General features: G+C 43.5%; 12 protein-coding genes. 8 read left to right on the forward strand and 4 right to left on the reverse strand.

Annotation, left to right across the window (positions count from 1 at the left end; translation table 11 throughout):
• Window positions 1-148: 148 nt before the first annotated feature.
• Both H540_RS31355 and H540_RS0109315 read right to left on the reverse strand, forming a co-directional pair.
• Window positions 149-973: a TPM domain-containing protein gene (locus H540_RS31355; protein ID WP_051317045.1), complete on the reverse strand. Its 825-nt coding sequence runs from the start codon at window positions 971-973 to the stop codon at window positions 149-151.
• Window positions 970-1,548 (reverse strand): LemA family protein, encoded by a 579-nt coding sequence (locus tag H540_RS0109315; RefSeq protein ID WP_028400406.1) that lies wholly within the window; start codon window positions 1,546-1,548, stop codon window positions 970-972. The genes H540_RS31355 and H540_RS0109315 overlap by 4 nt, the downstream gene beginning before the upstream one ends.
• Window positions 1,549-1,907: 359 nt before the next feature.
• On the opposite strand from H540_RS0109315, the gene H540_RS0109320 reads away from it, so the two are divergent.
• The 6 genes from H540_RS0109320 to H540_RS0109345 all read left to right on the forward strand — a co-directional run bounded on the left by H540_RS0109320 (window position 1,908) and on the right by H540_RS0109345 (window position 6,271).
• A complete protein-coding gene (locus tag H540_RS0109320) occupies window positions 1,908-2,252 on the forward strand; it encodes a lmo0954 family membrane protein (protein ID WP_028400407.1) in 345 nt (114 codons plus the stop codon).
• 18 nt (window positions 2,253-2,270) lie between these two features.
• Entirely contained in the window at window positions 2,271-2,915 is a 645-nt protein-coding gene (locus H540_RS0109325; RefSeq protein ID WP_028400408.1) for a PspA/IM30 family protein, read from the forward strand.
• A gap of 274 nt (window positions 2,916-3,189) precedes the next feature.
• Window positions 3,190-3,921 carry a cell wall-active antibiotics response protein LiaF gene (liaF, locus tag H540_RS0109330; protein WP_028400409.1) on the forward strand — a complete coding sequence of 244 codons (732 nt, stop codon included), beginning with the start codon at window positions 3,190-3,192 and terminating at the stop codon, window positions 3,919-3,921.
• Entirely contained in the window at window positions 3,921-4,979 is a 1,059-nt protein-coding gene (locus tag H540_RS0109335) for a sensor histidine kinase (RefSeq protein WP_028400410.1), read from the forward strand. The genes liaF and H540_RS0109335 overlap by 1 nt, the downstream gene beginning before the upstream one ends.
• Window positions 4,972-5,604 carry a response regulator gene (locus H540_RS0109340; RefSeq protein WP_028400411.1) on the forward strand — a complete coding sequence of 211 codons (633 nt, stop codon included), beginning with the start codon at window positions 4,972-4,974 and terminating at the stop codon, window positions 5,602-5,604. Before H540_RS0109335 ends, H540_RS0109340 begins: the two co-directional genes overlap by 8 nt.
• 184 nt (window positions 5,605-5,788) lie before the next feature.
• Window positions 5,789-6,271 carry a hypothetical protein gene (locus tag H540_RS0109345; protein ID WP_034670672.1) on the forward strand — a complete coding sequence of 161 codons (483 nt, stop codon included), beginning with the start codon at window positions 5,789-5,791 and terminating at the stop codon, window positions 6,269-6,271.
• A 124-nt stretch (window positions 6,272-6,395) separates the two neighbouring features.
• On the opposite strand, the gene H540_RS0109350 is transcribed toward H540_RS0109345, so the two are convergent.
• Together H540_RS0109350 and H540_RS29350 are read right to left on the reverse strand one after the other, a co-directional pair.
• A complete protein-coding gene (locus tag H540_RS0109350; RefSeq protein WP_028400413.1) occupies window positions 6,396-7,004 on the reverse strand; it encodes a DsbA family oxidoreductase in 609 nt (202 codons plus the stop codon).
• A gap of 66 nt (window positions 7,005-7,070) precedes the next feature.
• Complete coding sequence (locus tag H540_RS29350) at window positions 7,071-8,651, reverse strand: bifunctional metallophosphatase/5'-nucleotidase (RefSeq protein ID WP_051317046.1); 1,581 nt, start codon at window positions 8,649-8,651, stop codon at window positions 7,071-7,073.
• Window positions 8,652-8,963: 312 nt separating this feature from the next.
• Between H540_RS29350 and H540_RS35515 the strand changes: the two genes are divergently transcribed.
• Window positions 8,964-9,092, forward strand: coding sequence for a hypothetical protein (locus H540_RS35515; protein WP_425388093.1), 129 nt, complete (start codon window positions 8,964-8,966; stop codon window positions 9,090-9,092).
• A gap of 87 nt (window positions 9,093-9,179) precedes the next feature.
• A complete protein-coding gene (locus tag H540_RS33095; protein WP_155890991.1) occupies window positions 9,180-9,329 on the forward strand; it encodes a hypothetical protein in 150 nt (49 codons plus the stop codon).
• The last annotated feature ends 357 nt before the right edge of the window (window positions 9,330-9,686 follow it).

Raw genomic sequence — 9,686 nt, forward strand, 5'->3', positions numbered from 1 at the left:
AACAAGCCGGCTCCGCTTTTCGTGATGTCTAGCTCCGCCGGCTAGGTGCTGCCACCAGAGAACCTCCGCCACACAAAGGCAAAAGAACGCCTTTGAGGGCGGAGAACCTCTGGTTCTGCACCTGAACAAGCCGGCTCTGCTTTTCGTGTTACCAATCCCCGTCGGCGCCTCCTCCTCCTGAGGAGCCTCCGCCGCCGCTGTCAAAGCCGCCGCCTGAATCGTCAAAGCGGCGATGGTTGTCAGAATCGCCGTACCAAATGACAGGGGGAATTCCGTCGGACGGCGGAAAGGGATTGTAATTATCGTAATGGGGGTTGCGCGGGTCTTTTGGGCGCCGCTTTTTTTGAATTTGCATGAGGATTAGAATCAATATTGTCATGCCGCCCAAAATGAACAAGAGCAATATAAAAGCTTCCGAAAGAGAGCTGGACTGCTGCTTGGGCGGAGCGGAGCCTCCTTCCGCCCGTACAATGCTTGCAAGCGATCTGAATGTATCAAGAGCAGCTCTATCGTAATTCTGCGTCTTTAATGCAGGAAATGCATATGTTTCTAAAATATTGCCTGCTTTTGCATCAGGAATAGCCCCTTCTAATCCGTACCCCACTTCAATGCGTGCTTTTCTGTCATTTACGGCAACCACAAACAGCACGCCGTTATTCTTTTCCTTGCTTCCAAGCCCATAGCTGCGAAATGCCTCAAGGGAATATTCACGTATATCATTTCCTTTCAGCGATTTTACAAATAGCATAGCAACTTGAGCGCCGTTTTTTTCATGAAGCTGCTTTGCTTCCGAAATGATTTGCTGTTTCGTTTCCGCAGATAAGAAATGATCAGGGTCCTGTACATATATATCGCCGACTGGTTTGGGGATGCTGGTCTTGTCAAATGCATAGGCGAATTGGATAAAGCACATCAAACTTAATGAAATCAGCAAGAGAAGAGAAAGAAAACGAAGTGTTTTCTGCTGCATCATTGACCACTTCCAAAGTCAACCTTTACATTCTTTTGTGCATTTGGATCTGCTTTAAAGTATTCTTTTTCTGTAAATCCGCCTAGACGGGCTGCGATAACGCCTGGAAAACGTTTTATCTTTTTGTTATACGTCGCGACTTCGTCGTTATAGTCTTTGCGTGCAACAGCAATGCGGTTTTCTGTTCCGGATAGTTCATACATTAGCTGTTTAAAATTTTCATTTGATTTCAAATCAGGATAACGCTCTACTACAACAAGCAAACGGTTTAATGCGCTTGTTAGTTGATCGTTGGCAGCTGCTTGCTCAGACGGTTTATTGCTGCCCGCGAGCTTAGCGCGCGCGTCAGAAATTTGCGTAAGTACATCTTTTTCCTGCTTTGCGTATCCCTTTACGGTTTCAACTAGGTTTGGGATTAAATCAGACCGCCGCTGCAGCTGATTTTCTACCTGCGACCATTTAGACTTTACATTCTCTTCGGCAGAAACAAAGCCATTGTACATCGAGAAAAAGGAACCGATAATCACAAGAAGAATAACAGCTATTGATATGAGAATAATACCGGTTTTGGATTTCATATGCAGTCTTCTTCCTTTCCATTTCCTTATATTAAGTTGCTCGTTCCTATCTTGTCACATTCCGAATTCGAATTATAATTTGTATGGTGTTTTTTACCATAATATCACATGAAAGCCTTCGTGTATAAGCTCAACTAAAAAAGCTTTCATATAGAAAGCTTTTACATATTATTCATCTCATTTTCTATGTTCTTTTCTAAGTTACAACGCATGGGGGCGAGAAGTAACTATTTTGCGGCCTGTGCAGCCTGAGTATGAGTAGGTCTAAAGTCTGATATGAAAACACACCTTAAGTTCGTTATGAAGCATTTCGTTTTTAGGTAGGATAGAAGTATCAAATCGAAGGGAGGCAACAAACGATGAAAAAGTTTTTAACAGTTATGGCTGCAGGGGTGCTTGGTATTATTGCTCTTGCAAGCTTAGGCCACTTGATTGGCTTTGCGATCGGCGCAGCTTTAGTATACTGGAGCTTTAGATCCATGCTAAAAGCAAAATCGCTTCTTGGAAAGTTCGGCTGGGGTATCCTCGGATTAATCGGTTTATCCGTTGTGTTCGGCAACTTCCCTGCTATCATCGGCATTGGAGCACTTGTGTTGCTGTACTACGGATACCGTGAATGGAAATGCGGCAGCAAGAAGGAAACAGAATATAAATCATTCAGCAGCTTCGATGAAGAATGGGAAAAAGTGATGAAGCAATATTAAAACGGAAGGATGAGAATGATGAAGAAATCTTTATTTCAACGAGTAAGAGATGTAGTGTTAGCCGATATTCACAACGCATTGGATGAACAGGAGAAAAAGAACCCAATCGCTTTATTGAATCAATACTTACGCGATGGAGAGCGCGAGGCGCAGAAAATCGAAAAATTGATTGAACGTCATAAAATGCTGAAAACGAACTTTTTCCGCGAATTGGAGCAAGCGCGTTATATGGCTAAAAAACGCAAGCATCAAGCGGAGGTAGCCGGTCAAGCAGGAGAGGCAGCGCTTGAAGCAAGAGCGGTGCAGGAAGCGGAATATTATGAAGGGCAAGCAAACCGCTTAGAAGGAATGTACACAAAAACGATCGAGCAAACAGAAGAGCTGCAGCATCGTTTATCAGAAATGAAAAACAAGCTCAAAGAAATGCACGCAAAGCGCATGGAGCTGATGGCCCGCGAAAATGTGGCGCATGTAAACCGCCGCATCAATGATACGATGCATAAAATTTCAGAAGGAAATCCGTTCTTGCGCTTTGAGGAAATCGAAGAGCACATGCGAGACATTGAGCAACGCATTAATGAAGGTTATGAACGGGATACATTCGATCTTAAAATTGCAAAGCTGGAAAAGCAATTAAAAGAAAAGGAATCTGTACATCAATAAGTACATTCTTATAACTGCTTGTGATATATTGGTAGAAGAGGGAAAGGTGTTGATATCAATGCCTTTTCTTCTGTTCAAAGCAAAAAAGTATAACTTGTTTGCTTTTGAACAGAAATTATAAAATTTGAGATATGTCTAGCTCCGCCGGTTAGGTGTTGTCACCAGAGAGCCACTGCCGTATAAAGGAAAAAAGCGCCTTTAAAGGCAGCGAACCTCTAGTTCTGCACCTAAGCCGGCTCCGCTTTTCGTAATCACGACGAAGGGAGGGCATAAAATGAAGCGGCCGTTTTCGAAAACACAAATCATCGGTATACTAGCTACTATATTTGCAATAGGAATGCTCATTGACATTGTGCTGCACCGGTTTGAACCGGTAGCCCTCGTCTTTTCCGTTGTGCTTATCATGCTTGGCCATCATCTTCGGAAGAAAGGGAAAAAGGTAAGAGGAAACGTATTTTTCCTTATAGGTGTATTTACCTTGATTGCAAATATTTTTTCTTCTGTGGCTTTTCAGCTTGTTTTCGTCACCATTTTAATTTATATAGGATATGGATTGATTACAAGCGGTCAGCGTCCGTCCGTATTGCGTCCGGAGCTGCAAGAAAACGATCAAGGTAAGCGCATCGTGCAATGTCAGCCTTTTTTAAAGAATTTATTCGTAGGAAATTACCGCGTAGCTGACAGTATTTATGAATTGCATGATATCAATATTCGCTACGGGCTCGGAGATGTTAAAATTGATTTGACAACGGCTATGATTCCTGAAGGAGAAACCGTGATTATCATTCATGGCATCGTGGGCAATATTCGTTTATATGTTCCTTATGATATTGAAGTATCTCTGAACCATTCTGTTCTGGCTGGCAATATTTCTATGCTTGGCCATGAAGAAAAAGGGTTTAACAAAAATACGCTGCTCATGACAGAGGCGTATGCGTCTGCCCCGAGACGCATTAAAATTATTTCCTCGCTCCTCATCGGTGACACGGAAGTGAGGCATGCTTGATGAATAAACAGGCAAGTGTTTCATGGACTTATTTAAATTATTCTATCTTATCGTGTCTCGGTATCTCGTTATTTGCCACTATTGTTTATGCGTGGCAAAGCGAGCAGGATCTATATGTTTTTTTAATTGAACGCAATGTCGCGTCCATTCCCGTCGTATTATTTGTAATCGGCGGCAGCTGTGCGTTTGGTGCTGCCATCGGCTATGCCATTGGACATTATATGAAGCGCCGCATGTACAAGCTGTCAGCTGCCTTATTAGATATTGAAAGAGGAAATTATCGTTCCTCTCTTTCTTTCTCTGAGCAAGATGATCTCGGAGAAATCGGAAATCGGATTGTTGCTTTAGGGAAGCGTTTAGAAGAGCAGGCCGGATTGTTTCAAAAGCTCACAAATGAACGTGCAGATTGGAACGAAGAGATGCGGCAGGAAGCGATTTCGCAAGAGCGCCATAGACTGGCGCGGGAGCTGCATGATTCTGTCAGCCAGCAGCTGTTTGCGATGTCAATGATGATATCTGCAGTCAATGAGCAGGCTAATGAGCGCTCGGAGACCAAGCAAAAGCAACTGCAGCTCATAGAGCAAATGATTGTTAATGCCCAATCGGAAATGCGCGCGCTGCTGCTTCATTTGCGGCCTGTGCAGCTTGAGGGCAAAAGATTGGTGGATGGTATAGAAGAGCTGCTTACCGAATTATCGCGAAAGCAGCAAATTAAAATAGAATGGCTCGTTGAACCGATTGAGCTTGAAAAAGGTATTGAGGATCATCTGTTTCGCATTATTCAAGAAGCCCTTTCCAATACACTCAGACATGCAAAAGCAAAGCGCATGGAGCTTCGACTGCGAAACATTCAGCAATATGCCATTTTAAAAATATTAGATGATGGAGTAGGATTTGACGTGAATCAGCGAAAAGCGGGCTCATACGGACTTTCTTCTATTCAAGAGCGCGTGCAGGAAATAGGCGGGACATTTAAAATCATCAGCTTTCCGAACAAGGGAACGCAGCTTGAAGTAAAGGTTCCGATTATAAAGAGGAAGGAGGAGCAGCATGATTAAAGTATTGCTTGTAGATGATCATGAAATGGTGCGAATGGGAGTAGGCGCATATTTATCTACACAATCTGATATAGAAGTAGTGGGAGAAGCCGAAAACGGCCGAAAAGGAATCGAGCTTGCGCTTTTATTGCGTCCCGATATTATTTTAATGGATTTAGTTATGGATGAAGTGGACGGCATTGAAGCGACAAAGGCCATCATAAAGGAATGGCCGGAAGCAAAGGTAGTAGTCGTAACAAGCTTTTTAGATGACGAAAAGCTGTACCCTGTCATCGAAGCAGGGGCGGCGAGCTATTTGTTGAAAACCTCTAAAGCCAGCGATATTGCTGACGCTGTTCGTGCTACATACGAGGGAGAGACGGTATTAGAGCCAAAGGTAACGGGAAAGATGATGTCTAAAATGCGTCAAAAGCAAGAAAATTATTTGCATGATGGTTTAACAGAACGAGAGCTGGAAATTTTACTCCTTATAGCAGAAGGGAAATCCAATCAAGAAATTGCGGATTCTCTTTTTATTGCGTTAAAGACAGTCAAAACACATGTAAGCAACATCCTGAACAAACTGGGCGTAAGCGACCGTACACAGGCCGTTATATATGCTTTTCGTCATCAGCTGACGAAATGACAAGAAAAGCGGATCCGGCTCGTTCAGGTAAAGTCGGATATGCCCAAACAATTTTATACTTTCTGATCTTCGGATAAAAAAGGCTTATAGAAGCCTTTTTTATTTTGGAAAAGAAGGAAAGGGGCAAGTTGCAGGCACATACACATAGAAATGACAGCACGAGTGCCAAAGCAAAGGAGTGAAAATGATGTATAATCCTTACGGGTACTACAGGCAGACATTTCCGCCGTATCCGCCGGGGGGTCAAGTGGGAGGGTATCCGCCGTATCCGCCGGGGGGCCAAGTAGGAGGATATCCGCCGTATCCGCCGGGGGGTCAAGTAGGAGGATATCTGCCGTATCCGCCAGGGGGTCAAGTAGGAGGGTATCCGCCGTATCAGCCGGGAGGCCAAGTAGAGGGACCTTCACAAGGACCGCCTCAAGGACCGCCGCCATCGTATACACCGCAAAAGCCGCAAGTTGGATTATATGCAGTCGACCCGGGCGGCATAAGACGCTGCTTATATCGTTATACGTATATATGGCTGCGAAACGGCAGACACTTTTGGTTTTATCCGGTGTTTGTAGGTCGTGATTCCGTTGCAGGATATCGCTGGAGCCCGAGTCGTTACAGATGGGTGTATACAGGATTTGATTTGAATACTATCGATTACTTTCAATGTTCGTAAAAGCCTCCGGTTGTACAGGAGGCTTTTTCTATATAAGGATAACAATAGATTGACTGAACTACATATTCCCGGAATTTTATACTTTCTCATTCTGTAATAAAAAAACTCCCTGTATGGGAGTTTTTTAGCATTCGTCAATGGAACAAGCGCTGCCTTCTGTTACAGATTGTTGTTTTATAAAGGATTGAACGCGCTCTGCGGACTGAACGCCTTGCAGTACAGCAGACCCCATTTCCATTGTTGGAACAGCAGTAATATGGCTTGCTGCTTGCAATGCTTTTATATGCGCTTCCTTATATTTGCGGGTGCGCAGCGCTTCTTCAAACGCTTCTTTCTCCAGCCCCGTCTCTTGTGCAATGCTGCTTAAAACTTCAATATCTCCAATATTTAATCCTTTTTGCCAGAAAGAGACGAATACATTCTGTACATATTCGTTTCCTTTTCCATGCTCTTTCGCATACTGATATCCTTCATGGGCGAGCGTCGTTCTTGGATGCGGATGGATATCGGGAAGAATCATGGAGATCCCAAGTTTTTCTGCCATCGGCTGAACGCCGTATTTCCAGCCGTTTTGAATATAAGGAGCATTTGGATCTAAAGGCTCCGCTCCCTCTGGACGCAGCTCAAACGGCATCCATTCCACTTCGTCGGCTTTAAGAGCTTCTTCAATCGGCTTTTTTCCTAAAAAGCAGAACGGGCAAACAAAATCGGAATATACTTTTATCTTTTCCATTGTGTTTCATCCTTTCTCTGTATACAATGCGTACTGTAATATAATTTCAAGAAGAATGCAAAGAATTCATCTTGTTTTGTGAATCCGGTCCGTTGCGTGGTAAACAGTTTGATCGCTTAATAGAGGGATATATTGGACGAGTGCTTCTAAGTCGCTCGATTCTTCCACTCGATCTGTTCCCTTTACAAATGTGGAGAAGTGGTCGCCGCCGGCCGCAAGAAACGCATTAATGGTAACGGAATATACTCGAGCATCTTCAACAGGAGAACCATCTTCCAAGAGAATCGCTCCAACACGGTTTCCCTTTGGCTGTGTGCTTTCCCATGTATAGCTGATACCGGAAACTTGCAGCATATTCGTATCGTTGTCCTGCCATTGTTCATTCAAAACGTCGCGAATTTCTTTGCCGGTCATGTTCATTTTTACGAGCTTATGGCCGAATGGCTGCACCGTAAAAAGAGCACCCCATGTCACTTCTCCTTGCTGTAAGTCAGCCCGAATACTGCCTGGATTTACAAATGAAATAGAGGTAGCCATCGCTTTTCGCTGCGCATCTGCGAGTAAGGTGCCAAGAGAGGACTGCCCATTGCGGTCTTGATCTCTTGTAAATGTATCATTTACTGTTCCAATTCTTTTTTCTGTAATTGAAGCAGTCTTTGTTTCGTATTTTGTAAGCATTTGCTGTATAGCTGGATCAGGCGTTATGTTTTCATGATAAGTCGGCACAATTTCCGCGCTCTTTTTTACAATGTCTCTCGTTTTCCGGTCTATAACAAGATCAATATCGGCAAAAGCGAGACCGTACGAATAAGCTTCCACAAGAAGCTTGCCGTTTACTGTACCGTTTACATAGGAATGATTATGCCCTCCTATCAGAACGTCCACGTCAGCATCTGTTTCCTTGGCAAACCGGGCAAGGTCTCCCATCGTTACCGGACCGATGGTGCTGCCAGGGTTATGTGCAAGCACAACGATAGCGTGAATGCCTTTTGCTTTCAATTCCTTCGTATAATGATTAATGGTTTCAACTTCATCGAGAAACTGTATAGAAGCTACGTTTTCCGGCAATGTAACCTGTGGTGTTTCTGTTGTAACGATTCCGATAAACGCGATAGGAATGCCGTCTACTTGTTTGATTACATAGGGAGGCAAAAGCAATTCATGAGTGTCGGCATACACCGCGTTGGCGCATACGTACGGAAAAGAGGTTCCGGCAAAGAAACCCGTTTTTTCATGATATCCGCCATATAAAAGCCGCAGCATTTCTTGTATTCCTTTATCAAATTCATGGTTTCCGAGAGTACCTACATCAAATCCGACTGTATTTAAAAAATCTATGGTTGGCTCATCTTGCGCCAATGCAGAAACCGGCGGACTTCCTCCGACCATATCTCCAGAGTGAACAAGAAGCGTATTCGGATTCGTTCGCTCGCGCTGTTTCAGATAAGCTGCAAGGTAATCAGCACGTCCGGCCGCTTTGCCGTGAATTGTTGCCGTCGTATTGAGCCGCCCGTGAAAATCATTCACGCTCAATATATGCACGTGCACTTGCGCTTGCGGAAGTTTGGCAGCCGTGAAGAAAAAAGGAAACGATAAATAAAAAGCGATAACAATCGAATATAAAAAAGGTATAATCATACGTCTCATCTCTCCCTCTATGTAGTTATTTTCATTGTAATATAGGACAATTTGTCACTTTGTTAAGGGCAAGTAAAAAGAAGAGAGGAGAATTATTAATTTTCACGTATCGTAAAATGACAAAAATTGTAAGGAGGTTTACGTAATCAGAAGCAGGAAATTGGAATTTATACAGCGAATGTTATACATAATCCTAAAGGATGAAACTAAAAGAAGAGGTGAACGCAATGCTATTAGCCATTCTGTTTCTTTTTGTGAGTATGATTGGAATTCTTGCATATTATATGTATGTTCGTTCATGGAAGCAGGAGGTACTTGCTTTTGACAAAGAAAGCTTTAACAATTCCAGATTTCTTGTATGTCCAAAATGCGGGCGTGCCCATGCGAGGAGCGGTGGTTATCAGGAATGCTGCAGAACGAGGTTATAAACGGAGAGAGTCTCAACATTGAGGCTCTCTTTTTACTTGTAATGAAGCAGGGCTGGGAAGAACGTGTGAAGAAGTAAAAGATATGACTTCAAAATGAGGGTGATGATTCATGAAGAAAATCTTCTCTTTCTTGCTTACAGCTTGTAATACAGCTGCGACTGGAGAAGAGAAACTGATAAAGGAGAACACGGTGGAAAAGGATAGCATAGTGAACTACCACGAACCTAAAGGTATCGTAGTTTTACGCCCACAAATATAAAATTGGTTGTTTCAAAAGAGGGAACAGGTGAAAAAGTGTTCGAGAATGAAGCAGATGTGAACTACCACGAACCTAAAGGTATCGTGGCTTCTGAAAAGAAGCCACATAGTCTCTAGTTTCGTCCCTTCGGGGTAAGTTCACCAGACTCAGTTAGGAGAAATCCCAGCTACGTTAATGAGGTCATGACACCTTCGGTTGACGCACCAGACCGTTGCTCTGTCGTCCATGTTTAAGTAGGGCTGAGGCAAGGCTCGGTGACATGGATGTAAAAAGCCTTTTTAACTTTGTCGAGGTGAGGACGGATTCCTTATTTGGTCAAAGAATAGGGATACGCACAACCTGCCTTCGGGTAGAGAT

The organism is Ectobacillus panaciterrae DSM 19096 (assembly GCF_000430785.1).
Taxonomy (GTDB): Bacteria; Bacillota; Bacilli; order Bacillales; family Bacillaceae_G; genus Ectobacillus; species Ectobacillus panaciterrae.

What these genes read in the sequence shown, in the direction of transcription:
- H540_RS0109315 (WP_028400406.1), bottom strand. Translation starts at nt 1,548, where the DNA reads ATGAAATCCAAAACCGGTATTATTCTCATATCAATAGCTGTTATTCTT.
- liaF (WP_028400409.1), top strand. Translation starts at nt 3,190, where the DNA reads ATGAAGCGGCCGTTTTCGAAAACACAAATCATCGGTATACTAGCTACT.
- H540_RS0109335 (WP_028400410.1), top strand. Translation starts at nt 3,921, where the DNA reads ATGAATAAACAGGCAAGTGTTTCATGGACTTATTTAAATTATTCTATC.
- H540_RS0109320 (WP_028400407.1), top strand. Translation starts at nt 1,908, where the DNA reads ATGAAAAAGTTTTTAACAGTTATGGCTGCAGGGGTGCTTGGTATTATT.
- H540_RS31355 (WP_051317045.1), bottom strand. Translation starts at nt 973, where the DNA reads ATGATGCAGCAGAAAACACTTCGTTTTCTTTCTCTTCTCTTGCTGATT.
- H540_RS0109345 (WP_034670672.1), top strand. Translation starts at nt 5,789, where the DNA reads ATGATGTATAATCCTTACGGGTACTACAGGCAGACATTTCCGCCGTAT.
- H540_RS0109350 (WP_028400413.1), bottom strand. Translation starts at nt 7,004, where the DNA reads ATGGAAAAGATAAAAGTATATTCCGATTTTGTTTGCCCGTTCTGCTTT.
- H540_RS0109325 (WP_028400408.1), top strand. Translation starts at nt 2,271, where the DNA reads ATGAAGAAATCTTTATTTCAACGAGTAAGAGATGTAGTGTTAGCCGAT.
- H540_RS0109340 (WP_028400411.1), top strand. Translation starts at nt 4,972, where the DNA reads ATGATTAAAGTATTGCTTGTAGATGATCATGAAATGGTGCGAATGGGA.
- H540_RS29350 (WP_051317046.1), bottom strand. Translation starts at nt 8,651, where the DNA reads ATGAGACGTATGATTATACCTTTTTTATATTCGATTGTTATCGCTTTT.
- H540_RS33095 (WP_155890991.1), top strand. Translation starts at nt 9,180, where the DNA reads ATGAAGAAAATCTTCTCTTTCTTGCTTACAGCTTGTAATACAGCTGCG.